Source organism: Streptomyces sp. NPDC059224 (genome assembly GCF_042754285.1).
GTDB lineage: Bacteria > Actinomycetota > Actinomycetes > Streptomycetales > Streptomycetaceae > Streptomyces.
In genome coordinates, this window is record NZ_JBHZAN010000022.1 from 165,485 (window position 1) to 191,731 (window position 26,247).

At 71.5% G+C, this 26,247-nt stretch carries 24 protein-coding genes and 1 riboswitch; of the genes, 8 read left to right on the forward strand and 16 right to left on the reverse strand.

The features are described from left to right. Position 1: 1 nt before the first annotated feature. Positions 2–1,621: an ABC transporter substrate-binding protein gene (locus ACFXI4_RS25070; protein ID WP_384994706.1), complete on the reverse strand. Its 1,620-nt coding sequence runs from the start codon at positions 1,619–1,621 to the stop codon at positions 2–4. A 233-nt stretch (positions 1,622–1,854) separates the two neighbouring features. After that, positions 1,855–1,971 carry a putative leader peptide gene (locus tag ACFXI4_RS25075; RefSeq protein WP_384994709.1) on the reverse strand — a complete coding sequence of 39 codons (117 nt, stop codon included), beginning with the start codon at positions 1,969–1,971 and terminating at the stop codon, positions 1,855–1,857. Positions 1,972–2,006: 35 nt separating this feature from the next. Further along, a riboswitch (SAM riboswitch) is annotated at positions 2,007–2,120 on the reverse strand. A 252-nt stretch (positions 2,121–2,372) separates the two neighbouring features. On the opposite strand from ACFXI4_RS25075, the gene ACFXI4_RS25080 reads away from it, so the two are divergent. Then, a complete protein-coding gene (locus tag ACFXI4_RS25080) occupies positions 2,373–3,188 on the forward strand; it encodes a DUF427 domain-containing protein (protein ID WP_384994711.1) in 816 nt (271 codons plus the stop codon). An 18-nt stretch (positions 3,189–3,206) separates the two neighbouring features. On the opposite strand, the gene ACFXI4_RS25085 is transcribed toward ACFXI4_RS25080, so the two are convergent. From ACFXI4_RS25085 to ACFXI4_RS25120, 8 genes are all read right to left on the reverse strand, one after another. Then, complete coding sequence (locus ACFXI4_RS25085) at positions 3,207–4,028, reverse strand: DUF1684 domain-containing protein (RefSeq protein WP_384994713.1); 822 nt, start codon at positions 4,026–4,028, stop codon at positions 3,207–3,209. 277 nt (positions 4,029–4,305) lie between these two features. Continuing rightward, positions 4,306–4,503 carry a hypothetical protein gene (locus tag ACFXI4_RS25090; RefSeq protein ID WP_384994716.1) on the reverse strand — a complete coding sequence of 66 codons (198 nt, stop codon included), beginning with the start codon at positions 4,501–4,503 and terminating at the stop codon, positions 4,306–4,308. 124 nt (positions 4,504–4,627) lie between these two features. Further along, positions 4,628–5,539 (reverse strand): GlxA family transcriptional regulator, encoded by a 912-nt coding sequence (locus ACFXI4_RS25095; RefSeq protein ID WP_384994718.1) that lies wholly within the window; start codon positions 5,537–5,539, stop codon positions 4,628–4,630. A 10-nt stretch (positions 5,540–5,549) separates the two neighbouring features. Continuing rightward, the gene (locus tag ACFXI4_RS25100; RefSeq protein WP_384994720.1) at positions 5,550–6,149 is read right to left on the reverse strand and encodes an isochorismatase family protein; all 600 of its coding nucleotides are present in this window, start codon (positions 6,147–6,149) and stop codon (positions 5,550–5,552) included. Between the two features lie 94 nt (positions 6,150–6,243). Beyond that, positions 6,244–7,443 (reverse strand): epoxide hydrolase family protein, encoded by a 1,200-nt coding sequence (locus tag ACFXI4_RS25105; protein ID WP_384994722.1) that lies wholly within the window; start codon positions 7,441–7,443, stop codon positions 6,244–6,246. Between the two features lie 342 nt (positions 7,444–7,785). Further along, positions 7,786–8,469, reverse strand: coding sequence for a 3-oxoacid CoA-transferase subunit B (locus ACFXI4_RS25110; protein ID WP_384994724.1), 684 nt, complete (start codon positions 8,467–8,469; stop codon positions 7,786–7,788). Beyond that, on the reverse strand, positions 8,466–9,137 hold the full coding sequence (locus ACFXI4_RS25115; RefSeq protein WP_384994727.1) for a 3-oxoacid CoA-transferase subunit A: 672 nt from the start codon (positions 9,135–9,137) through the stop codon (positions 8,466–8,468). Before ACFXI4_RS25115 ends, ACFXI4_RS25110 begins: the two co-directional genes overlap by 4 nt. Beyond that, positions 9,134–10,336 (reverse strand): thiolase family protein, encoded by a 1,203-nt coding sequence (locus ACFXI4_RS25120; RefSeq protein ID WP_384994729.1) that lies wholly within the window; start codon positions 10,334–10,336, stop codon positions 9,134–9,136. Before ACFXI4_RS25120 ends, ACFXI4_RS25115 begins: the two co-directional genes overlap by 4 nt. An 84-nt stretch (positions 10,337–10,420) precedes the next feature. Here ACFXI4_RS25120 and ACFXI4_RS25125 point away from each other — a divergent pair, with 84 nt between their 5' ends. Both ACFXI4_RS25125 and ACFXI4_RS25130 read left to right on the forward strand, forming a co-directional pair. After that, positions 10,421–11,338 (forward strand): LysR substrate-binding domain-containing protein, encoded by a 918-nt coding sequence (locus tag ACFXI4_RS25125; protein WP_384994731.1) that lies wholly within the window; start codon positions 10,421–10,423, stop codon positions 11,336–11,338. Further along, a complete protein-coding gene (locus ACFXI4_RS25130) occupies positions 11,335–12,279 on the forward strand; it encodes an AraC family transcriptional regulator (protein ID WP_384994734.1) in 945 nt (314 codons plus the stop codon). Before ACFXI4_RS25125 ends, ACFXI4_RS25130 begins: the two co-directional genes overlap by 4 nt. Positions 12,280–12,291: 12 nt before the next feature. Here ACFXI4_RS25130 and ACFXI4_RS25135 read toward each other — a convergent pair whose 3' ends face one another. The 4 genes from ACFXI4_RS25135 to ACFXI4_RS25150 all read right to left on the reverse strand — a co-directional run bounded on the left by ACFXI4_RS25135 (position 12,292) and on the right by ACFXI4_RS25150 (position 16,614). Next, positions 12,292–13,200 carry an intradiol ring-cleavage dioxygenase gene (locus tag ACFXI4_RS25135; protein WP_384994737.1) on the reverse strand — a complete coding sequence of 303 codons (909 nt, stop codon included), beginning with the start codon at positions 13,198–13,200 and terminating at the stop codon, positions 12,292–12,294. Then, the gene (locus tag ACFXI4_RS25140; protein ID WP_384994739.1) at positions 13,197–14,243 is read right to left on the reverse strand and encodes a maleylacetate reductase; all 1,047 of its coding nucleotides are present in this window, start codon (positions 14,241–14,243) and stop codon (positions 13,197–13,199) included. Before ACFXI4_RS25140 ends, ACFXI4_RS25135 begins: the two co-directional genes overlap by 4 nt. 3 nt (positions 14,244–14,246) lie before the next feature. Then, the gene (locus ACFXI4_RS25145) at positions 14,247–16,040 is read right to left on the reverse strand and encodes an FAD-dependent oxidoreductase (protein ID WP_384994742.1); all 1,794 of its coding nucleotides are present in this window, start codon (positions 16,038–16,040) and stop codon (positions 14,247–14,249) included. Positions 16,041–16,167: 127 nt separating this feature from the next. Then, positions 16,168–16,614 (reverse strand): anthrone oxygenase family protein, encoded by a 447-nt coding sequence (locus ACFXI4_RS25150; RefSeq protein ID WP_384994745.1) that lies wholly within the window; start codon positions 16,612–16,614, stop codon positions 16,168–16,170. A 91-nt stretch (positions 16,615–16,705) separates the two neighbouring features. Here ACFXI4_RS25150 and ACFXI4_RS25155 point away from each other — a divergent pair, with 91 nt between their 5' ends. After that, the gene (locus ACFXI4_RS25155; RefSeq protein ID WP_384994747.1) at positions 16,706–17,284 is read left to right on the forward strand and encodes a TetR/AcrR family transcriptional regulator; all 579 of its coding nucleotides are present in this window, start codon (positions 16,706–16,708) and stop codon (positions 17,282–17,284) included. A gap of 135 nt (positions 17,285–17,419) precedes the next feature. Next, positions 17,420–20,893: a phosphodiester glycosidase family protein gene (locus ACFXI4_RS25160; protein WP_384994750.1), complete on the forward strand. Its 3,474-nt coding sequence runs from the start codon at positions 17,420–17,422 to the stop codon at positions 20,891–20,893. A 68-nt stretch (positions 20,894–20,961) separates the two neighbouring features. Here ACFXI4_RS25160 and ACFXI4_RS25165 read toward each other — a convergent pair whose 3' ends face one another. After that, positions 20,962–21,825: an LLM class flavin-dependent oxidoreductase gene (locus tag ACFXI4_RS25165; RefSeq protein WP_384994752.1), complete on the reverse strand. Its 864-nt coding sequence runs from the start codon at positions 21,823–21,825 to the stop codon at positions 20,962–20,964. A 225-nt stretch (positions 21,826–22,050) separates the two neighbouring features. Between ACFXI4_RS25165 and ACFXI4_RS25170 the strand changes: the two genes are divergently transcribed. Beyond that, entirely contained in the window at positions 22,051–22,428 is a 378-nt protein-coding gene (locus ACFXI4_RS25170; RefSeq protein ID WP_384994782.1) for a pentapeptide repeat-containing protein, read from the forward strand. A gap of 34 nt (positions 22,429–22,462) precedes the next feature. Here ACFXI4_RS25170 and ACFXI4_RS25175 read toward each other — a convergent pair whose 3' ends face one another. Next, positions 22,463–22,690: a hypothetical protein gene (locus tag ACFXI4_RS25175; protein WP_384994754.1), complete on the reverse strand. Its 228-nt coding sequence runs from the start codon at positions 22,688–22,690 to the stop codon at positions 22,463–22,465. 391 nt (positions 22,691–23,081) lie between these two features. On the opposite strand from ACFXI4_RS25175, the gene ACFXI4_RS25180 reads away from it, so the two are divergent. After that, positions 23,082–23,486 carry a hypothetical protein gene (locus ACFXI4_RS25180; RefSeq protein WP_384994757.1) on the forward strand — a complete coding sequence of 135 codons (405 nt, stop codon included), beginning with the start codon at positions 23,082–23,084 and terminating at the stop codon, positions 23,484–23,486. 481 nt (positions 23,487–23,967) lie between these two features. Beyond that, positions 23,968–26,247, forward strand: a 2,280-nt coding sequence (locus ACFXI4_RS25185) for a beta-L-arabinofuranosidase domain-containing protein (protein WP_384994760.1), incomplete at its 3' end; no start/stop codon positions are given.

The window sequence follows — 26,247 nt, forward strand, 5'->3', positions numbered from 1 at the left end:
GCTAGCCGATCCAGGTGTCGTGCAGCTGGACGCGGCTTCCGGAGTCGAACTCCAGGCCGTGCACCTTGTCGGAGACGCCCAGCTGGGTCTGGAGCTCCACCACCGGCACGTTGTACGCGTTCTGCACGATCAGTTTCTGCGCCTGCGACACCAGCTGCCCGCGCTTCGCCGGGTCCGTGGTCGCGGCCTGCGCGGACAGTGCCGTGTCCAGCGAACTGGCGGGCAGGTGGTAGAAGTTGCCCAGCCGGGAGGAGAAGGAGCCGCGCAGGATGTCGGGGTCGGCGCGGGTCACGTTGCCCCACACCACGTCGAAGTCACCCGACTGGAGCGTGGTGGCGAACTGTGTGACCGGGAGCTGTTTGAGCACCACGTCGATCCCGACGGCCTTGAGCTGCTGCTGGACCAGCTCCAGCGCCGGCTGGTTGGTGGCCGCGTTCGGGAACCAGGTGACGGTCAGACTCAGCCTCTTGCCGTCCTTGGTGCGTACGCCGTCGCCGCCGGCCTTCCAGCCAGCCGCGTCCAACAGCGACTTGGCCCTGGCCGTGTCGAAGGCGAGGCCGGTGGACAGGTCCGTGTAGTCGGGCGTGGTGTGCGCCAGGACGCTGGTCGCCGGCCGGGTGCCGGTCGGGAAGACGGTGTCGGCGATCTGCTTCCGGTCGACGGCGGCCAGGATCGCCCGGCGCACCTTCGTGTCCTTGAGCAGGGGCCGCGAGTTGTCGAGTCCCAGGCCGAACACCACACCGGGGTTGGCCCGGCTGCGGAGGACGACCCGGCCGCCCTTGAGCGCCGCCTCGTCGGCCTTGCCGACGCTGCTGATCACGTCCACCTGACCGGACTGGAGACTGCCGGCCCGCACCCCCGCCTCGGGCACGACCTTGTACACCAGCCTGTCCAGGTAGGCCTCGCCCTTCTTCGACCACAGCGCGGACCCCCAGTCGTACCCGGTCCGCCTGGCCAGGGTCACCGACTGGTTCTGCACGTACTGCTTCAGCACGAACGGTCCGGAGCCGATCACGCCGTCACTGCACTTCCGCTGGGGGGACCTCCGCACGCTCGCCGACGACTCGATGCCCAGCGAGTGGGTCGAAGTCGCCTGCAGGAACTGCGCGTTGGGCTGCTCGAAGGTCACCTTGACGGTGAGCGGGTCGACCACGGTGGTGCTCTTGACGCCGCTCAGATAGCCCTCGGCGAGGGTGCCCAGGGCGCCGAGGGCAGGTACCGCGTCGAAGTTGTCCTTGACCACCTGCGCGGTCAGCCTCGAGCCGTCGCTGAAGGTGACACCCGACCGCAGACGGAACGTGAACGTCGTCGCGTCGGCGCTGACGTCCCAGCTCTTGGCGAGCCATGGCACGATCTTGCCGGTCTTCGGGTCCTGGTCGGTCAGGGAGTCCACGATCTGGCGTACCGAGTAGATGGTGTCGTTGCTGCCGGCCTGCTGCGGATCCACGCAGCCGGCGTCGGATCCCACCGCGAAGGTCAGGGTGCCGCCGGACTTCGCCCGGCCGCTTCCGCCGCCCGAGCCGTCGTCGCCCGAACCGCAGGCGGTCAGCAGGACGCTGGTGGTCAGGAGCGCGGCCAGGGGCGCCCATCGGGAAGGTCTGAGAACCGCGAGTGCAGTCACGGAGGGGTTTCTCCTACTCGTGTCACCCCGCACGGGGTGCCGGGCTTCGGGGCGCGAGGCACGGCCGTGCAGGGACGTGCGGCCGGGCGGGATCGGCGCCGGCCGGGGGAGCGCTGTGCAGACGGGCGCGGAAGGAGGGCATGTCGGACGCCACCGGGACCGGTGGCGGAGGGAAGGGCGGCGCGAGAATGCCGTGGCCGGTGACGGAGGTCAGCCGGCGACAGGCAGGCCGGTCAGACCCGACAGAGGCAGCTGGTCGAGCGCTTCAGATCGATGTGGCGCCGGCGCGAGAGCCGGGAGTACGCCGTGGCGTCGGCGGGGGAGGCAGCCGGGTGATCGCTGTGTCGCATACCGGTCCCTCCTCGTCTCCGGCCCCGGTCGCGGAGCCACGCGCTTGCGGGAGTCGTCGATGACCCCGCCGGGCCTTCACCTGGAGCACCCCGCCGCGTGGGAGGGTTGCCGGTCAGCGAGCCAGGGCTTGACGCTGACACTCAATGCCGCCTGTGATCGTACGGAGCGGTTTTGTCGTACGTCAATGGCACCACCGGACGCCCTGGTCGAGAGGACGGGACCTCTCACATGCCGGGAAGAGAGGCGCCGCGCGCTGGAGGTGCCCGCCGGGACCTTCGCCGGCAGGCGGAACGGTGACGCGCCGGCTGGCTCAGACTGCGAACCCGTCCCGCTGTGGGAGCGTGCCAGGGGCGCCACGTCGCCGACGTCACCCTGTGAGCAAGCCGAAGGAGAGCCGGTCATGACCACATTCCCCACCGCGCGGGCCGTGCGGACCACCCCCGAGGGCCTCCTGTGGGAGCCGAGCGAGCGCTGGGTGCGCGGCCGCAAGGGCGAGGTCACGGTCGTCGACAGCCGCCACCCCGTCCTCGTCTGGGAGCCGGGGGTGCCCGTACCGCTGTACGCCTTCCCGCGCACGGAGGTCCGGCAGGATCTGCTCCGCCCCGCGAGGAACCCCCCGACGGGCACGCACACCGGGTCGCGGATCTTCTACGACCTGGACGCCGACGGCGAGCCGGTGGAGAACGCCGCCTGGACCTTCCCGGCCGCCGACCTGGCCGGTCACATCGCCTTCGAGTGGTCCAGCCGCGTCGGACGGGGGCTCGACCACTGGTACGAGGAGGAGGAAGAGATCTTCATCCATCCCCGTGACCCGCACAAGCGGGTGGACGCCATCCCCAGCAGCCGGCACCTGGTGGTCGAGATCGACGGCACGGTCGTCGCGGACACCCGCCGGCCGGTCCTGCTCTTCGAGACCGGCCTGCCCACGCGCTACTACGTCCCGCGTGAGGACGTGCGCCTCGACCTGCTCGAAGCCACCGACCACCACACCGGCTGCCCCTACAAGGGCACGGCCGCGTACTGGTCGTGGCGCGGTGCCGCCGACGTCCCGCCCCACCTGGTCTGGAGCTATCCGGACCCGCTCCCCGCGGTCGGCGCCGTCCAGGGGCTGCTCGCCTTCTACAACGAGGCCGTCGACATCACCCTCGACGGTGAACGGCTGGAGCGCCCCGTCACCCACTTCACCAGGACGCTGACGGAACCGCCGCGCCCCTGACGGCGGCCGCGCCTCCCGTCAGGGCTGTCCACCGCGCTCCACCGGGATCTTCTCGCCCGTCTCGATCGCGACCGGCAGCCGGTTCTCGGCCGGTGGCAGCGGGCAGGTGGCCAGGTCCGTGTAGGCGCAGGGCAGGTTGGCGGCGCGGTTGAAGTCGATCGTCACCCTCCCCTCGGCGTCGGGGGCGGGGACCTTCAGGGAGCGGTTGGCCGCGTACGTGGTCACCCCGGAGGTCTTGTCGGTGAACAGCACCATCAGGGCGCCGGGCGTCCCGCCGTTGAACGCGGTGAGCCGGTGCACGGCGCCGTCCAGTTCGAACTCGACCTGGCCGGGTGAGTCGTACACGTGCTCCAGGCCCTCGACGGCGGCGCCGACGGTCACCGGGCGCGGGGTGCCGAAGGGCAGGAAGCGGCCGGCGAGCACCCAGCGCGGGTCGGGCTCGTAGGCAGGTGTCCCCGTGAACGCCGTCCGCAGCGCGCTGTCCGGGTGGCGTGGGCGCACGATGTCGTGTCCGCCGCGCTTGGCGACCTCGACCACCGCGTCACCCCAGCCGGCGTACACACTGGCGCGTTCGGCGAGGACACCGAAGTCGTGGCGGCCTCGTATGGCCTGCCCGTCGACGGTCAGCTCCTCGCCCTCGTCCAGCTCGACGACCACACCGTGGGCCGTGGCCGACCAGGCGCCGGGCGCGTCGTCGAACCGGGTCGGCTCGTCGCTGAGCCAGTGCAGACCGGTGATCGCGAGGAACCCGTGCGGGCCGGCCAGCACCGCCTCCTTCTGCCGGTGCCACTCCTGCCACTCCTGTACGAAGCTCACCCGGTCGACGTCCTGAACGGTCATGTCGGCTCCCTCTGGCTGCGCATCCTGTTCTCTTCAACAGCCGCGGCCGCGCGCGTTCATCCCGCCGGGAGATGTTTCACGTTCCCGCAATGTGAGGGCTGTGACCGCACGGCAGGCCGCGATGTCGTCGAGCCCGTCGGGGACGAGGTCCGGCGTGACGTTGAAGCCGTCGACCGCGCCGTGCCGCGCGAACCGCCGCGACGCCGAGGGCCGTGGCGGGGGTGACCTGCTGGAGCCGGATCCAGCGCTTCTTCCCCTGGGCCTCCTCCTCGCCGGCTCACTCGGCCACCCGGCGCGGGGTCGGCGACCGGTCGGGTGCGTGGGCGGCGGCGCCGGGCCGCGGGGTGCCGTCGCCGCCGATCTCGACGGCGACAGGGCCCGGCAGGACCGGGCATGAGGTCCGGCGGACGGACCGGCAGCGCCCAGAGACCTGCTGCGGGCCGGACGGCGGAGCAGGTGCGGCGGTGGTCGACATGTCGACGGACGTTCGGCCGCACGCCGGAGCACACACCCCGCGGTGTGCCACCGGATGCGCGCATCGGCCGCCCCCGAAGTGGTCGAGGGCGGTCGGCGCGTGCGTGGGCGTGCGCTGCTGCCGGTCAGTGCTTGCGGGCCCGCAGGCGGCGCAGCATGCGGGGGTCCTCGAAGCCGACGGCGCGGGCAGCGGCATCGACGGTGGCGCCGTGACCGATGAGGTGGTCGGCGCGTTCGAGGCGGAGGGTCTGCTGATAGCGGAGCGGGGTGAGGCCGCCGGTGGCGCGGGCGAAGAGGCGGGTGAGGGTACGTTCGCTCACTCCCACCGCGGTGGCCAGGCTGGACAGCGGCAGTGGGTGGTCGAAGCGGGCGTCGATCAGGTCCTGGGCGCGGTGCACGGTGTCGTCGAGGTGGGATCGGTGTCGGAGCATGGCGCTGGCCTGCGGGTCGTGGCCGTTGCGCCGTGCGTAGACGACCATGTCGCGGGCCACCTGTGCGGCGAGGGCCGGGCCGTGCCGGGTGGCGATCAGGTGCAGGGCCAGGTCGATACCGCTGGCGATGCCGGCCGAGGTGACCACCCGGTCGTCGGCGGTGTACAGGACATCGCGGACGACCGTCGTCCTCGGGTAGCGGCGGGCGAGCTCGTCCTGCACATCGTGATGGGTGGTGCAGCGGCGGCCGTCGAGCAGGCCGGCCCGCCCGAGTGCCTCGGCTCCGGCGCAGACACTGGCGACGGTGCCGCCGGCGGCGTGGTGGTCCCGGAGAGCCCGCAGGCAGGCCGCGCCGACGGCGGGGCTGCCGGCCAGGGTGGGCGCCCGCCAGCCGGGCACCACGATCAGGTCCTCGGGGCCGAGTCCGGGCCAGTCGAGCCGGGCCGCCAGGGGCAGGCCCTGAGCGGTGGGGACCAGCGGCTGCTCGGCGACGTAGCTGAGCGTCCAGGGGTGCCCGAAGTCGGCGGCCGTGGAGAAGACCTGTGCCGGGCCTGCCAGGTCCAGCAGGTGGAGTCCTGGCAGCAGGAGGAAGGCGACGTGGCTCACGATCCGGTCATCATGCCCGAGAACCGGCGGCGGCCTCCAGCTGTCCGACGGTGGCGATGGTGGCGAAGCGCCCGGCAAGGGCGTACTCGGTGCGCCTGATGACCTCTTCGGCGCTCAGGGTGCGGGGGTCCGAGAGCAGCTCGGCGACGCTCTGTTCGGCGGGAGCGTCACGGTGCGGGATGGGGTTGGTCGCGGTGGCGTCGGTGACGAAGGTGACGAGATAGCCGTAGTCGCCGGCGACGCGGGTGGTGGTCTCCACGCACTGTTCGGTTCGGATGCCGCAGACGGTGAGCTCGCGGACGCCGCGCTCGGTGAGGAGTTGTTGCAGGTTGGTGGTGGTGAACGCGTTGTGCGAGGTCTTGTGGATCAGGGGTTCCGTGTCCAGTCGCTGCAACTCCTCCATCACCCGGACATGGCCGAGGGCGGGGTCGAAGACATCGCCGCTGCCGGGCTCGGCATGCAGTACCCACACCACCAGGTCGCCGGCCTGGCGGGCGAGCCGTACCAGGCGGTCCACCTGGTGGGCGATCTTCGGGTTGGAGATGGTCTCCCACAGCGGGCGGGCGCGGAAGGACTCCTGGACGTCGATGACGATCAGTGCGCGGGTCATGTTTCCCAGCCTGACCGACGGCACCGGAGTGACGACAGGCCCCATCGGGTCCGGGTGCGGACCGATCCGGTCACGGGGTGGAGCCGGGCGGCGCCTACTTGCCCGCGGTCTTTCGGGAGATGCGCAGTGGTGAGAAAGCGGCGCGGAGCTCGTCCGTGAAGATGTCCGGGACCTCCCAGGCCGCGAAGTGGCCGCCACTGCGGGCCTTGTGGTAGTAGATGAGGTCGTGGTAGGCGCGTGACGTCCAGCTGCGCGGGGCCTGGTAGATCTCGCCGGGGAACACCGTGACGGCGGCCGGGACGGACACGGACACGGCGTTGAAGTTGTTGGCGTTGTTCTCCCAGTAGAGACGTGACGAGGAGACCGCGGTGTTCGTCACCCAGTAGAGGGTGATGTCGTTGAGCATCTCGTCCTTGGTGAGCACGCGCTCGGGGTGACCCCCGCTGTAGGTCCACGCCGCGAACTTGTCGTACATCCAGGCGGCCAGTCCGGCGGGCGAGTCCGTCAGCCCGTATCCCTCGGTCTGCGGGCGGGTGACCATCATGGCCGAGTAGCCGGAACCCGTCTTGTAGAAGGCGGCCAGCTGGTTGTAGGCGGCCTTCTCGTCCGGATCGAGGCCGGCCGGTACCGGGTCACCGCAGGCGAGTTTCTTCGCGATGTCCGGCGGCACCGTGGCCGGGAAGTTGACATGGATTCCGAGCAGCCCGGGGGGTTTCTGCACAGCCATCTTGTCGGAGATCACGGCGCCCCAGTCCCCGCCCTGGGAGACGTAGTGCCGGTATCCCAGACGTTCCATCAGCACGGCCCAGGCACGCGCGATGCGGTCGGGATTCCAGCCGGTGGTCGCCGGCCGTTCCGAGAAGCCGTAGCCGGGCATCGACGGGATGACGAGGTGAAAGGCGTCCTCGGCACGCCCCCCGTGGGCGGTGGGGTCGCTCAGCGGCCCGATGACCTTCAGGAACTCCAGAATGGAGCCCGGCCAGCCATGGGTCAGGATGACCGGGAGGGCGTTCGCGTGGCGGGAACGGACATGGACGAACTGGATGTCCAGTCCGTCTATCTCCGTCACGTACATCGGCAGGGAGTTGAGTGTCTCCTCGATGTTCCGCCAGTTGTACGTCGTTCCCCAGTACCGGGTGAGCTCCTTCATCGTGGCCAGCTGGACGCCCTGGGACTGGTCGCGGACGGTTTCGCGGTCGGGCCATCGTGTCGCCCTGATGCGCCGACGGAGATCGGCCAGGTCCTGTTCCGGGACATGCACGCGAAAGGGGCGGATGCTCTGTCTCTCGCTCATTGACTCGGGCTTTGCGGAATCGCCCCAGGCCCGTAGGCCGAACACCCCCGTCGCGACGGTCGCCGCGCTCGCCGAGGTGGAGATGAATGTCCTGCGGGAGCACGAACGGAGAAATTCGGGCATGGGAGATCTCCTTGGGCAATTCCGGAATCCGGAGTCGCGAAGCGCGCGAAGGGGCGCTGTCTCGATGAGTCGACTCGTCGGCCCGGAAAGGAAGGGTGCGTACCGGATACCGCACCGCAGGCCAGCCGTGTGTCACTTTCTGTAACGATATCTGCCTGTCCGTGACCGTGCAACTCGAACGAGTGAATGCACCGACGTCGGCCATGCGGCCGACCCGGTTCACACGAGCTGTTCAGGGGTGGCGGTCTCCAACGGCAGGCCCAGGCGGTCGGCGAGTTCGCGTACGCCGACGCCGAAGGTCTGCCGCACCCGGACCCCGCCCGGCGTGAGGTCGAAGACGGCCAGATCCGTGTAGACGCGGTCCACGCAGGCCAGGCCGGTCAGCGGATAGCCGCACTCGGCGACCAGCTTGGGTTCTCCGTCCCGCGTGAAGAGGTTCATCATCACGAACACCTTCTTCGCCCCGATGGCCAGATCCATGGCTCCGCCGACCGCCGGAATGGCGTCGGGTGCGCCGGTGTGCCAGTTGGCCAGGTCGCCGTGTGCCGAGACCTGGAACGCACCGAGGACACAGATGTCCAGATGGCCGCCGCGCATCATCGCGAAGGAGTCCGCGTGGTGGAAGTAGGCGGCACCCGGGAGTTCGGTGACGGGAACCTTGCCCGCGTTGGTCAGGTCCGGATCGATCTGGTCCTCCGCGGCGGCCGGCCCCATGTTGAGCATGCCGTTCTCGGTGTGCAGGACCACGCCGGAACCGGGGGAGAGGTGGTCGGCCACGAGGGTCGGCTGGCCGATCCCCAGGTTGACGAAGGATCCGTGCGGGATGTCGCGGGCGATCAGGGCGGCGATGTCGTGCTTGCCCAGCGGGCCCTTGCCGCCGGCCGTCGCGGATGTCCGGGTCATGAGTGATCAGCCACCTGTACTACTCGGTCGACGAAGATACTGGGCGTCACGACGGTCTCGGGATCGATCTCGCCGGTCTCGACGACCTCGCGGACCTGGGCGACCACGGTGGTGGCCGCGGTGGCCATGACGGGACCGAAGTTGCGCGCGGTCTTGCGGTAGACGAGGTTGCCCATCCGGTCCGCGCGATGAGCGCCGATCAGCGCGACGTCTCCGGCGATGGGGTACTCCAGCACATGGAGGCGGCCGCCGATCTCACGCATCTCCTTGCCTTCGGCGAGCAGCGTGCCGGCACCGGTGGGGCAGAAGAAGGCACCGATACCCGCTCCCGCCGCCCGCAGCCGTTCGGCCAGCGTGCCCTGGGGGACGACTTCGAGCTCGATCCGGCCCGCCCGGTAGAGGCCGTCGAACACCCAGGAGTCCGCCTGCCGGGGGAAGGAACAGATCACCTTGCGGACCCGTCCCTTGGCCAGCAGCGCCGCCAGACCGGTGTCGCCGTTGCCGGCGTTGTTGGAGACGACCGTGAGGCCGGTCGCTCCCTGCCGGATCAGCGCGTCGATCAGCGCCACCGGCATGCCCGCCATGCCGAAGCCTCCGACGAGCACCGTGGCGCCGTCCTGGACACCGGCGACCGCCTCGTCCGCGTGAGCACACAGCTTCGTGGTCACCTGGCGCCCCCGGCGACGTTCTCCAGGACCACGGCGAGGGCCTGGCCGACACCGATACAGATCGCCGCGACGCCCCACCGCGTGCCGGACTCCTGCAGCCGGCGGCCGAGGGTGCCCAGCAGCCGGCCGCCCGACGCACCGAGAGGATGGCCGAGCGCGATGGCCCCGCCCTTGGTGTTGACGATCTCCGGGTCGACATCCCACGCGTCCACGCACGCCAGCGCCTGCACGGCGAACGCCTCGTTCAGTTCGACGGCGTCGACGTCGGCCCAGGAGATGCCCGCACGCTTGAGCGCCCTGTTCGCGGCCTCGACGGGCGCGTATCCGAACATCTGCGGATCCAGCGCGGCCACGCCGCGGCCCGCGACGCGGGCGAGCGGATCCACGCCGATACGGTCGGCGGCCGCGCCCGAACCGAGCAGCACCGCGGAGGCGCCGTCGTTCAGCGGCGAGGCGTTTCCGGCCGTGATGAGGCCGTCGGGGCGGTAGGCGGGCCTGAGCGTGGCGAGCTTCTCCATGGTGGACCCGGGGCGGATGCCCTCGTCGCGTTCCAGAACGGTCCGCTCGCCGTCCGACACGGGGACGATCAGGTCGTCGTAGAAGCCCGCGTTCCAGGCGTCGTCGGCGAGACGGTGGGAGCGGAGCGCGAACGCGTCCTGGCGCTCACGGGAGATGGCGAAGCGGTCGACGAGCTGCTCGTTCGCCTCGCCCAGGGAGACCGTCCACTCCTTGGGCATGCGCTCGTTGACCAGGCGCCAGCCGAGCGTGGTGGACACGGCGGTGACGTCCCCGACGGGGAAGCCGCGCCCGGGCTTGGGCAGCACCCACGGGGCGCGGGTCATCGACTCGACTCCGCCGGTGAGGACGATGTCCGCGTCGCCGCTCTCGATGGCGCGCGAGGCGATCAGGGCGGCGTCGAGGGACGATCCGCACAGGCGGTTGACGGTGGTCGCGGGCACCGAGGTGGGCAGCCCCGCCAGCAGGACGGCCATCCTGCCGACGTTGCGGTTGTCCTCGCCGGCGCCGTTGGCGTTGCCCCAGACGACGTCGTCGATGCGTCCGGGATCCAGTGCGGGGGTCTTGGCGAGGACCCCGCCGATGACCTGTGCCGCGAGGTCGTCGGGCCGGACCTCGGAGAGGGCGCCCCTGAAGCGGCCGAAGGGGGTTCGCGCCGCCGAGTAGAGATAGCTGTCGGTCATACCGTCACGGTAGGAGCACGGACTTCGACCCGTCCAAGACCCAATCCGTATGGATTGATAAGCCGGTCTTATAGAATCGGGGGTATGGAACTGCGGCAGATCCGGTACTTCCTGGCGCTGGCCGAGGAATGTCACTTCGGGCGCGCGGCCACCCGCCTGCACGTGGCTCAACCGGCCCTCTCCCAGCAGATCAAACAGCTGGAGAAGGAGCTCAGGACCACACTGTTCACCCGCTCCACCCGGCACGTCGCCCTGACCGAGGCCGGCCACCACCTCCTGGAGCACGCCCGCACCCTGGTCGCGGAGGAGGAGCGCGCCCGCCGGCACATGACGGAGCTGGCCGGCGGCCAGGCCGGACGGGTCTCGACCGGCTTCATCGGCACCGCCACCTACGACCTGCTGCCGCAGGTCGCACGCACCGTACGAGCCCGGCTGCCCGGGATCACCATGGACCTGCGCGGCGAACTCCTCACCCCCGACCTGGTCGACGGACTGCTCTCCGGCGCCTACGACCTGGCCGTCCTGCGCGGCCCCGCCGACCACGAGGACATCCGCACCACCCCCCTGCGCACCGAGTCCCTGGTGGCCGTACTGCCCTCGCACCACCCCCTCGCGGCCCGCCGACGCGTCTCGCTCAAGGCGCTGGCCGACGAGACCTTCGTCGTCCACTCCTCGCGCTCCTCCATGTACGGCCGGGTCCTGGCCGCATGCCGGCGCGCCGGATTCCAGCCCACCTCGCTGATGGAGGTCGGGGAGACGGCCACACTGGTCGTCTTCGTGGCCGCCGGACACGGCGTCGCCCTCGTGCCCTCACCGGTCCAGAGCCTCCGTCTCGCCAGCGTCGCCTACGTGCCCCTCACCCAGACGGAATCCGTCGACCTGGTCCTCGCGCGCCATGCCCGGCGCGCCACGCCCGCCACCGAACAGGTCGCCTCGGTGATCGAAGAATGTGTGGACGGTCCCGAACACCGGCAGGCCCCGCCCTCTACGCTGGAGGAATGACGAGCGGCACAACAAGTGCACCGGTGCGCTTCAGTACGACCGGTCTTCCCGAGGCGGAACGCATCGCCCTGTGGGAAGAGCACAACGCAGAGGCCCTGATCGGGCTGCGCTGCCGTTCCCTGCACGACACCGCCCTCGACGCGACGGAGATCAACCTCCAGCTGCCACGGGCTCATCTCGCCCGGGTCCTCGGCAGCCCCCACGTCGTCGAACGGCCCGACGCCGAGATCCGCCGCGTGCCCTCGGACGCCGTGGCCTGCTATCTGACCCTGGCCGGGGACGCTTTCTTCTACTACGACGACGGCGTACGGCTGCTGCGTCCGGGCCAGCTGCTGGTCTGCGACGCCGACCAGCCCTTCATCCGGGGCTTCTCGCACGGCCTGGAGGAACTCGCGGTCAAGATCCCCCACCAGGTGTGGCGTGACCTCGGCGGGCCGGCCTCCCTGCCCCAGCCACTGGTGATCGACGCCGGCGCCGTCCACACCCGGACGCTGGCCGCCGTCGTCGCCGGGGCGCTGCCACCGGAGTCCTCCGCGGCGGGGAACGTCGACGAGGACGCCGTGCTCGACCTGCTCGTGTCCGCCGCGAGCGGCCGCGTCCCCTCCCTGTCCACCGTCCACCTGACCGTCGCGAAGACCTACATCGACGAGCACCTGTCCGACACGGGACTCTCGGCGGCCCGCATCGCCCGCGGCATCGGGATCAGCGAGCGCCATCTGTCCCGGGTCTTCGCCGCCGGCGACACGAGCGTGCCGCGGTATCTGCTGCACCGCCGCCTCGAACGCGCCCGCGCACTGCTGGGCACCGGGGGAGAGGCGACCGTGGCCGAGGTGGCCACGCGCTGCGGGTTCGCCTCGTCCGCCCATTTCTCCCACCGGTTCAAGGAGCGCTACGGCCTGCGTGCCACCGACGTCCTGCGCGAGGCGCGGGTCCGGCCGTAGCGGGTCGCGGGTTCACGCGCCGTCGGGTGCCAGCACGATGTCGAAGCGGACCCGGGACCAGGACCGTTCGCCGAGATCCCGCCCGTCCGGCGTGGGCGTACCCGCCGGCTGGGTGACGAAGTCCTTCACCAGCGACTCCTTGACCCCGAACACGGAGTCCCGGTCCAGCAGTTCGTCACCGCGGACGAAGATGTGCGTGACCAGCGTGCGCCGCGCCGGAGCGCTCACCATGAAGTGCAGGTGGGACGCCCGCATCGGGGACCGGCCGGTCGCCGCCAGCAACCCGCCCACCGGCCCGTCGTGCGGAATGGGGTACGGCGTCGGCGTGAGCCCCCAGAACCGGTAGCGGCCCTCGGAATCGCTGAACAGGTGCGCCCGCGCCGCCATCCGGTCGTCCCCGTACTGCGTGTCGTAGAAGCCGTCCTCGTCGGCCTCCCACACCTCGATCCGCGCTCCGGCCACGGGCTCCCCCGCGTCGTCGGTGACGGTGCCCTCCACCCAGCAGGGTTGTCCGGCGGCCCCGAAGGCGAGATCGCCGCCCTGGGCTATCTCGGGGCTGTTGTCGACGAAGAACGGGCCGAAGACCGTGGCCTCGGTGGCGTCGCCGTACGCTTCGTTGTTCACGGCGACCGTCTGCATGGAGGCTCCGAGCACGTCCGACAGCAGGATGAACTCCTGGCGGCGCTCGTCGGTGATGTGTCCGGTACGCGTGAGGAACTCGATCCCCTCGGTCCACTCCTCCTCGGTGAGCCGGACCTCTCGGACGAACGCGTGCAGGTGGTGGACCAGCGACTGCATTATCTCGCGCAGCCGGGGGTCGGCGCAGTCGTCGAAGGACGCCAGCACCTGCCGGGTGATCCGCTCCTCACGCTCCTGCTGCCCGGCCGGGACGGCCCTGCGCGGGGTACGGGTGTCGTTCATCGGGCCTCCCAGGCGTTCCGGACGAGATCGGTGATCCCGTCGAGGGTGACGGGCCGCGGATTGCCCGCGGGCGCGGCGGCCACGACGGCCTCGGCCACGGCCGCCACACCGTCCCGGGGCATCCCGAGGTCGCGCAGCGAGCGCGGCGCGCCGAGCCGGTCACGGAGGCCGACCAGCCCCTCCACGGCCGTCGGGGAGCCGAAGGCGGCGGCCAGACGTCGCTCGGCGTCCGGGGCGAAGGGCACGTTGAAGGCGAGGACATGGGGAAGGACCACCGCGTGGGTCTGGGCGTGCGGAAGGTTGAACATCCCGCCCAGCACATGGCACACCTTGTGGTGCAGTCCCGACCCCGCGGAGGCGAACGCCGCGGCGGACAGGTAGGCGCCGTACAGAGCCTGTTCCCGCCCGTCCAGCGCCTGCGGGTCCTTGACGACCAGCGGCAGCCCGCTCCGCAGTGCCCGCACGCCCTCGGCGGCGAGGGCCTGGTTGATCGGATCGGTCCGCGGGGCCCACATCGAGTCCACGCAGTGGGCCAGCGCGTTGAGACCCGAGGCGACACTCAGCCCGACCGGAAGGGAGAGCGTGAGCGAGGCGTCGTAGACGACGGCACGCGGCAGGACCCTGGCGTCCGTACCGGTGGTCTTCACGGAGTTCTCGGTCAGCCCCCACACGGCGGTGGCCTCCGAGCCGGCGTAGGTGGTCGGGACGGCGACGATCGGCAGCCCCGTGGTCAGCGCGACCGCCTTGGCCAGTCCCGTGGTGGAGCCGCCGCCGACACTGACCAGGGCGTCGACCTCCCGTTCCACGGCCGCCGTACGAGCCCGTACGGCGACCTCGACGGGAACGTGCATGACGACGTCGTCGTGCCGGTGGACCACCGGCAGGCCGGCGGTGACGCGATCGGCGAACTCCCGCTCGGTCGCTCCCGCGACCACCATCACCCGCCGGGCACCGAGCGCGGCGACCTCCGCGGCCAGGCCCTCCGCGGCCGCGCCGGAGGCGAACCGCACCCGCTGCGGCAGCGTGTCGTGGACGAATCGCACGGTCTAGTCCCTTCCCAGGACGGAGAGCAGAGCGGCACGCAGCCGGTCCTCGGGGTCGTCGGGCAGCTCCATGGCCCGCCACGCGATGTGCTTGTCGGGCCGCACCAGCAGCACACCGCTCTCCTCGGTCCCGCGCAGCTTGGCCCAGTCGTAGTAGAGGTCGGTCACTTCCCGGCCCGGGCCGATGACGACGGTGGCGAGCGGCACGCCCAGTTCCTCGCCGACCTTCCGGGCCGCCCGCTCCCACGCCTCGCCCGCGATGCCGGTCAGCAGCGTCCAGCGGTCGTACGGCGCCAGGTCCATCAGCGCGTGACGATGTGCGCTGTCCCCGACCCAGGCGTGGGGCAGATGCGCGCCGGGGACGGTCGACATCTCGTAGTACAGATCCGCGTCCCGTGCGGGCACGGGCAGTCGGCTGCCGTCGGAGACGACGGCAGCCGAGGCGTAGTGCTGGCCCAGCTCCACACCGTGCGCGTTGAACTCGTAGTTCTTCAGCTCCATCGCCCGCACCAGCGCGGCCCTCTTGGCGGCTCCGGCAGGGGTGTTGGCCTTGCGCTCCTCGATCGCGGCCGTCATCGCGGCCTCGTCCGGAGCCCCGAGGACGCCCAGTGCCTCGAAGATGTCGACGAACTCGCGGCTGGACTTGTTGGCACGCTTGACGATGCGCTCGGCGACGGGCGCCCGCTCTGCCGTGTAGGTCTCCAACAGCCCTGGTCCGGCATGCCCCTTGAGCACGGCCGCGATCTTCCAGGCGAGGTTGTAGGCGTCCTGGACGGAGGTGTTGGAGCCCAGACCGTTGCTCGGCGGGTGCCGGTGCACGGCGTCGCCCGCACAGAACACGCGGCCCTGGTGCAGCCGGGTCGCGTACATCTCGTTGTTGCCCCACAGGCTGGTGCCGGTGATCTCCACTTCCAGGTCGGGTGCCCCGAGGAGGTTGCGGACGATCTGTACGGCGGCGGCCTCGTCGACGACCGGGGGTTCCCCGGCGATGTCGTAACCCCACACGATCAGCCACTCGTTCCACGGACGCACCATGCGCACCAGCCCGGCGCCGATGCCGCCCACGTTCGAGCCGGGCTGGACGACCCAGTACAGGACGGACGGCCGGTGGGCGACGTAGCGGCTGATGTCGGCCTTGAACGTGATGTTCATCGAGCCGGCGATGTCCATCGCGCCCTCGAAGGGCAGACCGATGTCCGCGGCGACCTTGGAGCGGGCGCCGTCCGCGCCGATCAGGTACTTCGCGCGGATGCTGTACTCGTGCCCGGTGAGCCGGTCCAGCACCCGCACGGTGACTCCGTCCGCGTCCTGGGTGTGGGACAGGTACTCGCTGGAGAACCGGGTCTGCGCGCCGCGCTGTGTCGCGTTGCGGACCAGGATCGGTTCGAGATAGGTCTGCGGGATGTCCACGGTCAGGCAGGGGGACGCCAGCCGGTAGTCCGCCTCGCGGTCCGGCCGGGTCCCCCAGGTGTGGATACGGCCGATCTCCTCCCCGGTGATGCTGGTGCAGAACACCGTGTCGCCGACGAGGGAGTGGTCCGTCGCGTCGGCCAGCACCTGTGCCTCGATGCCCAGATCGCGGAAGACCTCCATCGAGCGCTGGTTGGTGATGTGCGCGCGGGGGGTGTTCGCCGTCCACCGGTACTTCGTGATCATGATGGTGTCGACGCCCAGCGTCGCCAGCAGCAGAGCCGAGGAGGCGCCGGCGGGGCCGGAACCGACGACCACGACGTCGGTCGTGACGGCCGAGTCCGCGGGCGGCTCGGTCTCGGACATCCCGTCGTTGAACATGGGCATCGTGCCGACCTTTCATCCATGCGGGGGCGTTGCGCCAGTGTGGGACCGACATGGACGGCGCGGAACGGCTCGGCGGCGAGGTCGGCGGATCCACCAAGACATGGCGGATCCACGAAGGCCCGTGGGTTCAGGCGAGGGCGGCGGCCAGCAGGGTGAAGGCGGCGACGATGACGGCGACGCGGAGGTAGTGGAAGCGGTCCCAGCGGTTCATCTGCTCCTTCCAGTCCTCGGGCCGGTTCTCGGCGGTCCACGTCCTGCCCCGGTTGTTGATCGGGACCAGCAGCAGGACCGACATGACCACGCTGACGATCAGCAGCGCGCCGGCGCTCGCGACGAGTCCGGCACCGTGGTGGTGCCGTCCGGCGCCGGCCCAGACCCCGACGAGGACGAGCGAGGTGAGGTACCAGAGGGGCATCACGCCGCCGAGCAGCCGGGCGCCGTGGCTGCGGCCGTGCTGAGCGCTGTCACCGGGGAGGCCGTCGAGGATCGGATTGACGAAGAAGGCGACGGAGAACTCCACCCCCACCATCACGCCTACGGCGACGGTGGTGAAGACCTCCAGTGCATGGAGCATGACGACCCCTCCTGGAACCTAGCGTTGCTAGATGACGGGTCGACGCTATCTCTACTGTCGCTCGATTGTCTAGCGGTGCTAGAGTCGAGCCATGTCGGTACAGGAACGCAAGGAGCGTGAGCGGGCGGGCCGTGAACGCCTCATCTTGGCCACGGCCCGCGAACTCGCCGAGCAGCAGGGCTGGGACGCGGTGACCACCCGCCGCCTCGCCGAGCGCATCGAGTACAGCCAGCCCGTCCTCTACAGCCACTTTCGCGGCAAGCGCGAGATCATCGGCGCCGTCGCCCTGGAGGGCGCCGCCGAGATGGCCGCGGCGCTGCGGTCCGCGGCCTCGGCCGCGGACGGCCCGCGCGACCGGGTCACCGCCCTCGCCCGCGCCTACCTCGGCTTCGCCGAACGCAACCCGGCGGTCTACGACGCCATGTTCCAGCTCGACGGCGGCCTGGCGTTCGCGAGGGAGGACACCCCGGAGCCGCTGAAGGACGCCTTCGCCGCCCTGCTGGAGAGCCTCGCCGAGGTCGCCGGTGACGGTGTCCACCCAGGGCTGTTCACCGAGGTGTTCTGGGCGGCACTGCACGGGTTGGCGACCCTGACCCGGGCGGGACGGCTTCCGCCCGGGGACGCCGAACGGAGGGTCGAACTGCTCGTGGACCGGCTCGCCGTGGTCTGAGCGGTCGTCAGGGCCTGCCCGGCCCGCACCCGGCGCGGTCCGCGCAGCCGGGCGGAGCTTCGGAAACCCGCGTTCACCTTGACGTTCATCTGGTCGTTCATCTCCATGAGGTCCAGACCCCTATCGTCGCGCCCCATGAACGACCACCAGCACAACGGCGTAGCGGGGCTCTCACGCCGCGGGCTCATCGTCGGCGCGGTGGCCGCGGGCCTCGCGGCCACCGGCGGCACCGCGACCTCCTCCGCGAGCCCGCGGACCGGACCCGGGCGGCCCGGCAGCGTGCCCGGCACCCCGGCCGCCGCGCCCTCGCGCTTCCCCGCCTTCCCCGTGCCTCAGTACCAGCTCACCGTGGACGGCGAGTCGGTCGTCGCGGGCCGGGTGGACCGTCCGGTGGCGCCCGGGATCGTGCTCACCTCCTTCGACACCTTCGGCCGTACCGGCTGGACCCGGGTGCACGTCCTCAACGCCGACCTGGGCAACGAGTCCGTCGGCGTCGACCTGATCGCCGACAAGGTGAGCGAGGCACGCCCCCTCACGCGGACCACGGACACCCAGCACGCCGTCGCCGCCGTGAACGGCGACTACTTCGACATCACCGAGACCTTCGCGGCCGAGGGCCCGGAGATCCAGGGCGGGCACCTGCGCAAGGGCACCGACCAGCACGCGACGGTCGCGGCCATCGGCGCCGACCGGATCGCGCGCCTCGCCGACCTCGTCCTCGCCGGCTCGGTCACCGTCGCCGGCACCGAGCGGCCGCTCGCCGCCCTCAACTCCGCCTCCGTGCCCGCCGACGGCATCGCCGTTCACACCCCGCTCTGGGGCACTGCGGACCGCACGCTCATCCAGGACGCCGGGCCGTTCACCGAACTCGTCGTCAGGGGCGGCACGGTGGCCACGGTCAGCAACCGGATCACCGCCACCCCGGTGCCAGATGACGGCCTGATCGTCCTGGGCCGGGGCGCCGCCGCCGCCCAACTGGCCTCCGCCAAGCCCGGCGACACCGTCTCCGTGGCGTTCGCCCCGCAGACCGACGCGCCCACCGCCCTCACCATGGCGCTCGGCAGCGGCGCCGTGCTCGTCAAGAGCGGCGCGGCCGTCGACTTCCCGCCCGACACGGGCAACGACGCCCCCAAGCCCCGGACCGCCATCGCCTGGCTGGACGGCGGACACCGGCTGCTGCTGGTCGCCGTCGACGGATCGGCCAACTTCTCCGCCGGCCTCGGCTTCGACGACATGGCCGAACTCCTGGTGCGCCTCGGCGCCACCGAGGCGTTCATGCTCGACGGCGGCGGCTCGACCGAGATCGTCGCCCGGCACCCGGGTGACGCCGCCGTCAGCGTCGTCAACACCCCCTCCGACGGCAACGAGCGGCCGGTGCCCAACGGCGTCGGCCTGTTCGGCCCCGAGGGATCGGGCCGGCTGCGCGGCATCGACGTACGCCCGCAGGCCGACCGGGTGATCACCGGGCTCACGCTCGACCTCGCGGCCGCCGGCTACGACGAGACCTGGGCGCCCGTCCCCCTGCACCACGACTCGGTCAGGTGGAGCACCCACCCCGGCCCGCTGGGCAAGGTGCGCGACGGAATCTTCCGCGCCGGCCGTCCCGGCGCGGGCACGCTGCGCGCCCGCAGCGGTTCCAGCGAGGGCCGCTACGAGGTGCGTGTGCTGGGCGACCTGCACCGGCTCGCGTTCACCCAGCGCGCGGTCACCATCGACCCCGGGGCCACCGCGCACGTCCACCTCACCGGCTACGACGCCGACGGGTTCGACGCCCCGGTCGCGCCGCGCGACGTCGAACTCGACTACGACGAGACCCTGCTCACCGTGAAGGCCGGCGCCGACGGCAGCCTGCAGATCACCGGCGACGCGGACGCCGGCGGACGGGCCGCGAACATCACCGCCACCGTGCAGGGAGTGATGGCCAGGCTCCCGGTGACGGTCGGCCTGCTCGACGTGTCCCTGGCCGAGTTCGAGCCGGACGAGAAGTGGACGGCCCTGGCCGCCAAGGGCACCGCGTCCGTCGGGTTCGTCCCCGCCGCGGACCGCCCCGGCGCCGCCGCGGACAACCACGCCCTGCGGCTCACCTACGACTTCACCGGTCAGACCAGCACCTCCGCGGCCTACGCGGTGGCAGGCGCCGGCCCGGTCACGCTGCCCGCCGGAACCCGGCGGCTGGCCCTGTGGGTCAACGGCGACGGACGCAACCACTGGCTGCGCGCCATGATCTCCTCGCAGGGCACCACGAACGTGCCGTTCACGTTCACCACGGTCGTGGACTGGACCGGCTGGCGCCGCGTCGTCGGCGACATACCCGCCGGCTACTCCGAGCCGCTGACCCTGCTGCGCGTCTACATCGCCGAGACCTCGCAGACCAACAAGAACGCCGGTCAGCTCGACTTCGACGGACTCGCCGCGCAGGTCGGACAGCAGCCGGACAACTCCGAGCGGCCGACGGCCGACCCGTACGTGGTCGGACCGGGCGGGCTGCCCGACCACCGCTGGACCTTCGCGGTCCTGTCCGACCTGCACGTCAGCGCCGCCGCGGGCCTGAACTCCTTCTCCGGACGGCAGGCCGCGATCGCGCTGAAGCAGGCGGTCGACAGCAGGCCCGACTTCATCCTCGTCAACGGCGACTTCGTCGACAACAACAACCCCGCCGACTTCGACCTGGCCAACGGCCTCCTGCACGACCACGTACCGGCCGGCCTGCCGGTGTACTGGACGCCGGGCAACCACGAGGCGGGCCTGTCGGCGACCGGCGGACTCGACGCGTTCCTCGCCGCGACCGGCCGCCCCAACAAGCAGATCCTCGACCACAAGGGCACCCGCTTCATCCTGCTCGACTCCCACACCGGCGACATGCGCACCTCGGACTGGGACCAGGTGCCGCTCCTGCAGGCCGAGTTGGAGAAGGCGGCCACCGACCGCACGGTGACGGGCGTCGTGCTCTCCTTCCACCACCCGCTGCACGACCCGACCGGAACCGGCGCCTCGCAGCTCTCCGACCAGTTGGAGGCCGCGCTGCTCCAGCGCTGGCTCGCCGATTTCCGCGAGAAGTCCGGCAAGCCGATCGCCCTGTTCAACGGCCACGCGCACATGGCGGCCGTCACGCGCACCGACGGCGTGCTGGAGGTCAACACCCCGGCCGTCGGCAAGACCCCCTACAGCTCGCCCGACCAAGGCGGCTTCTTCGGGTGGATGCACGTCGCCGTCGACCCGCGGCCGGCCCGGGTCAGGGCCGGTGAGCCCAGCCCGCAGACCCGGCAGTGGCTCCAGGCCGAGAGCGTGCCGCTGATCGACGGCATCGAACTGTCGGCACCGCCGCGGATCGCCGTGGGCGCCAAGGGCGGCCTCGCCGCGACGGGTATCACCGGCGAGTTCGGACTGCGGTTCCCGCTGCGGTTCCCGGCGAGCGTCACCTGGGAGGGCAGCGGCGGCGTCGCCGTCGTGCGGTCGCCGTCCGAGGCGAAGGACCTCGGCCGGAGCTCGCACACCCGCGCCCTGCTCGACCCCGAGGCCGGAACACTCACGGCGGTCCGCGCCGGCGAGGTCACCGTCAAGGTGACCGCCGGCGGACTGACCGCCTCGGCGACCGTCACCCTCGGCTGACCGCCAGGCCGGGAGACGACCGCACCGGCCGTCTCCCGGCCACGCGGCACGCCAACTCGACCGGCGGTTCAGAGCACCGGTGGACCGGCCTCGACCCGGTGCAGCACCGGAGGGAGGCGGTGCAGGTCCGGGCCGGTCTGGACCTGTCGTTCGTCCCACCAGGTGGCACCGGCGTCGTGCAGGGGACCGACCACGTCCCTCGCCTTCGCCGGGTCCGGGGGAGTGGCTCCGCCGAGCACGATCTCGAAGGGGCGCTCGGCCCCGGTCGTACGGTGCTTGCGCACGTAGCCGACCAGATCGCGTACTTCCGCCGTGTCCGGGACGTGACCGTGCCGGGCTGTCTCGAAGAGCGGTACCGCGCCGTCCCACCGCGCTGCTCGTCGCATCGGTGCGCGACGCGGCCAGAACCCCCCGATCCACACCGGCGGCGCGGGCCGTTGCACGGTGGCGGGCAGCAGTGTCACGTCCCGGACCTCGTAGTGCCGGCCGTGGTGGTTCACCGCCTCGCCGGACCAGAAGCGGTCGAGCAGGTCGAGTCCCTCGTCCAGCCGTTCGCCGAGCAGACGTGGTTCGGCGGTGTCGCCGAAGCTGCGGTACTCGTCCTCGATCGGGCCGCCCAGACCGGCGGCGAAGATCACCCGGCCGCCGCTGAGGTGGTCCAGGGTGGCTACCTGGCGGGCCAGTTGCTGAAGCCGGTAGCGGGGGACCGGTGTCAGCAGGGTGCCGAGCCGGATGCGGGAGGTGGCCAGCGCGGCCGCGGTCAGCAGCATCCAGGGGTCCGCGAAGGGACGCCCCTGGTGGTGTCGGTGCAGCACGTGGTCCCAGACGAAGAGCCCGTCCCAGCCCGCCTGTTCGGCGACGGCCGCGAGGGTCGCGACGTTACGGGGGTCGGCGAAGTCACCGAAGTTCGGGATGTTGACGGAGAAGCGCATCCCAGCAGAATGCGCACCCGGCCACGGAGCGGCAACCGGATTCAACCGGGAGCCGTTGAGCGAGAGGAGGAGCAGGGCATGGCCCCGACCGGGACGGCCCAGGCCATTCGCGAGCCTGCTTCCGGCTCGGCCGGCACGCTGGCGTTCATGGCCGCATCCCCCACCCCCGACAACAACTCGCCGTAGTTCAGCGCTGCTCAGCCCTGAGCGGCGAGGACCTCGCAGCTGCGATTCACCCGGTGCTCGTTCGCGGAGGCCGACCTGCGCCACGCCGACTTGGACGGCCGCTGGTTCAAGTTCTGCGATCTGATCCGTGCTGACCTGCGCGGAGCCTCACTGCGGGGAGCGCACCTCGCCGGCTGCGATATCCGCGACGCGGATCCGCGCGGTGCGGATCTCACGGGCGCTGTCCTCGGCCGAGTCGCCACCGGCACGCCACCACACGGCCTCACCGGCCTCACCGGAGCCCGTCTCGAGGGAGCGGTCCTGTGCGACCCCCAACGCGTCGACGTCATCGGTTGGCAGCCTGCCGACGGCGTTCGGCCGATCAGGGGACAGCGGGCGGAATGCGACAGGCCGGTGCCCGATAGCCCAGTCGTGTGAACGTATACCCGGACGTGGCCGTGCCCGTGGCGGGCTACCAGATCAGGCACCAGTAGTCGCCGTAGTGCCCGATGCCGATACGCCGGCCCTGCGGCACCAGGTTCGGGTTCGGCTGGCCCACGGCCGACAGCGAACAGACCGGGTCACCGACCGTCTGGGCAGCCGCCATCCGCTTGGCGGCGGCCACCGCCTCCGACGACGTGATCCAGGTGGTCGTTCCCGGCGCATTGCCGGTGGTCGTCGGGGCCGGGGTCCTGGGCACGACGGGTGTCCGCGAGGGCCGCGAGGTGACCGGAGGCGGGCTGGGCCGCGCCGTCGTGGGCGGCAGCGAAGGCAGCCCCGTCGTGGGCGGCAGCGAAGGCAGCGCCGTCGTGGGGAGCAGCGAGGGCCGGGGCGCGGTCGGGAGGGGCGCGGTCGGGCGAGGCGCGGTCGGGAGGGGTGCGGTCGGGCGAGGCGCGGTCGGGAGGGGCGGAGTCGGCCGGGGTGGGGTCGCCGAGGGTGGAGTCGGCGGGGGTGAGGTCGGCTGGGGTGAGGTGGGTCCGGGTGGGGTCACCGGCGGTCTGGGCGTCGTCGTGTGGGGAGGCGCCGGCTTCGTCGGCGGCGTGTGTACCGGCGGCGGGGGAGCCGGGACCGTTCGGTGGGGCGCCGGCCGGGTGACGCTCGGCACCGGCGGTACGGTCCGGGTCGGCCTGGGCGCCGGGGGGTGTGCCGGCCTCGGCGTCGCCGAGGCCGGTGAACTCGGGGCCGACGGCCGCGGCGAAGGAGACGGGGACGGACTCGGCGTCGACGGCGGCACCGGCACCGATATGGACGCCGTCACCGAGGGTGACGACGTCGCGTGGGGGGTGCTGCCACCGTTGTCGGACGACACCAGCGCCCAGGTCGCCAAACCGGCCCCCACGGCGACCACGGCCGCTCCGCCCGCGATCCACGGAGCGCGCCGCGATGGTTGTCGGTGCCGGTTCATGGTTCTTACTGTCTATTCGATCGCCGACGGTCTCAAGCCGGGGCCGGGCCGCCGCAAGCCCTGGCTGTGGCCGTCGGTGCCGGCCTCCTGACCTGGCACGGCACGCGCGGAGACGACCGTGAACCCCCCTCGTGGCCGCCGCGCGCGGTGCGGGGCGCCGGTGCCACACGCACCGCGACCCCACCCGGCCACCGCACGACGGCCGCCTTCGAGGCCGACGGGTACGAGATCGACCGGCGGGCCCGTCCGGCCCCGGACAGCTGTACCTTCCGTTCCCGCCAGCACCCGGCGCTGTCGTCCGTTCCCGCCAGGCACCCGGCACTGTCGTCCGCACCGGCCGTCAGCAGAGCCGTCCCGCGCGTTCGGAGAGGAAATCAGGCCAGCCGAACCGGAGTTGACTCGCCGGCGCCGGACTGCCCCGATCCCGCGCAACCTCTGGACACGGCCCCCGGTCCGTGCTCTCATGCCCGTTGGTTCTCTGCTTTCCAACGTTGAAATGCCCCAGGCGCCCCGGTGCTGAACGCGCGGGCCCTGGTCCCCTCACGTCCCGGACCGTGCCAGGAGGCTCCCCCATGCCCCTGAACCGCAGACACTTCGTCGCCAGCGCGCTCACCGCGGCCGGGGCGAGCGGACTCCCGCTCTCCATGGCCGGCCCCGCGCAGGCGGCGAGCGGCACTCGCAGCGCAGACGCCACGACATCGTCATGCGTGGCACCCGCGTCCGGCGGGCTCTACTCGCCCAACGCCGCGCCGCTCTCCCCCACCGCCTTCCTGCGGCTGCCGCCCGGCGCGGTCACCGCGCGCGGCTGGCTCGACGCCCGGCTGCGTCAGCAACTCGCCGGACTGTGCGGCCAGTACGCCGCGATCTCGCACTTCCTGGTGATGTCCGAATCCGGCTGGGTGCACCCCGAGCGCACCGGCTGGGAGGAAGTCCCGTACTGGCTGCGCGGTTACGTGGACCTGGCGATCCTCACCAAGGACCCCACCGCGCTGGCCGCCGTCCGCCAGTGGATCGACGCGATCGTGGCCACCCGCCGGTCCGACGGCTGGTTCGGTCCGACAGCCCTGCGCACCTCGCTCGGCGGAGGCCCGGACTTCTGGCCTTTCCTGCCGCTCACCTGGGCGCTGCGCAACTGGCAGGAGTACAGCGGGGACAGCCGGATCGTCCCCCTGCTCACCGGCTTCTTCCGCTTCATGAACGCGCAGGGCCCCTCCGCGTTCAACCAGAGCTGGGTGTCGGTGCGCTGGGGCGACGGACTGGACAGCGTCTTCTGGCTCTACAACCGCACCGGCGACTCGTTCCTGCTCTCCCTCGCCGACAAGATCCACACCAACGGAGCCGACTGGGTCGACAACCTCCCGTCGCTGCACAACGTCAACATCGCGCAGGGATTCCGCGAGCCCGCCCAGTACGCGCTGCGCTCGCCGTCCACCGCGCTCACCCAGGCCGCGTACCAGAACTACACCTCGGTCATGACCTCCTACGGCCAGTTCCCGGGCGGGGGGTTCGCCGGCGACGAGAACGCGCGGCCCGGATTCCGTGACCCCCGGCAGGGCTTCGAGACCTGCGGCATCGTGGAGTTCATGGCCAGCCACCAGCTGCTGACCCGGATCACCGGCGACCCGGTCTGGGGGGACCGCTGCGAGGACCTCGCCTTCAACTCGCTGCCCGCGGCACTCGATCCGTCCGGAAAGAGCATCCACTACATCACCGGCGCCAACAGCGTCGACCTCGACGACACCGCCAAGACCCAGGGGCAGTTCCAGAACAACTTCGCCATGCAGGCGTTCATGCCCGGCGTCGACCAGTACCGCTGCTGCCCGCACAACTACGGAATGGGCTGGCCCTACTTCACCGAGGAGCTGTGGCTCGCCACCCCCGACAAGGGACTGGCGGCAGCGATGTACGCACCCGGCCAGGTCACCGCGAAGGTGGCCGACGGCACCACGGTGACCATCACCGAGACCACCGACTACCCGTTCGGCGAGACGGTCACCCTGACCGTCTCCACGCCGGAACCGCTCGCCTTCCCGCTGTACCTCCGCATCCCCGGCTGGTGCGGATCCCCGCAGCTCACCGTCGCCGGCGCCGCCGCCTCCGCGTCGGCAGGCCCGTCCTGGAGCGTGGTCCGGCGCACCTGGAACAGCGGCGACACCGTGACACTGCGCTTCCCGCAGTCGACGGTGCTGCGCACCTGGACCGGCAACCACGGAGTCACCGCGGTCGACCGGGGACCGCTCACCTACTCGCTGAGCATCGGCGAGAACTACGTCCAGTACGGCGGCACCTCCCAGTTCCCCGAGTACGAGGTGCACGCGACCACGGCGTGGAACTACGGCCTCGCCCCGGACGACGGGACCTGGACGTTCAGTCGCAGCGGCGGCCCGCTGCCCGCCGACCCCTTCAGCCGTGACACGACGCCGGTACGGATCACCGCACCCGCACGGAAGATCGGCGAATGGCAGGCGGACGGCCAGCACGTGGTCGCCCCGGTGCAGGACTCGCCGGCGCGCAGCACCGCCGCCGTCGAGACCGTGACGCTGATTCCGATGGGCGCCGCCCGGCTGCGGATCTCCGCGTTCCCCACCGCCTCACCGACCGGCCACCCGTGGCAGCCGGTCGCCGAGTACCGGCTGATCCGCAACAAGAACTCCGGGAAGGTCCTCGGCGTCGACCTGATGTCGACCGCGAACAGTGCGCACGTGGTGCAGTTCGACGACAACGGCACCGCGGACCATCTCTGGCAGTTGGTGGACAACGGTGACGGCTGGTACCGCATCCGTAACAAGAACTCCGGGAAGGTCATGGGCGTCGATCTGATGTCGACCGCGAACAGTGCGCACGTGGTGCAG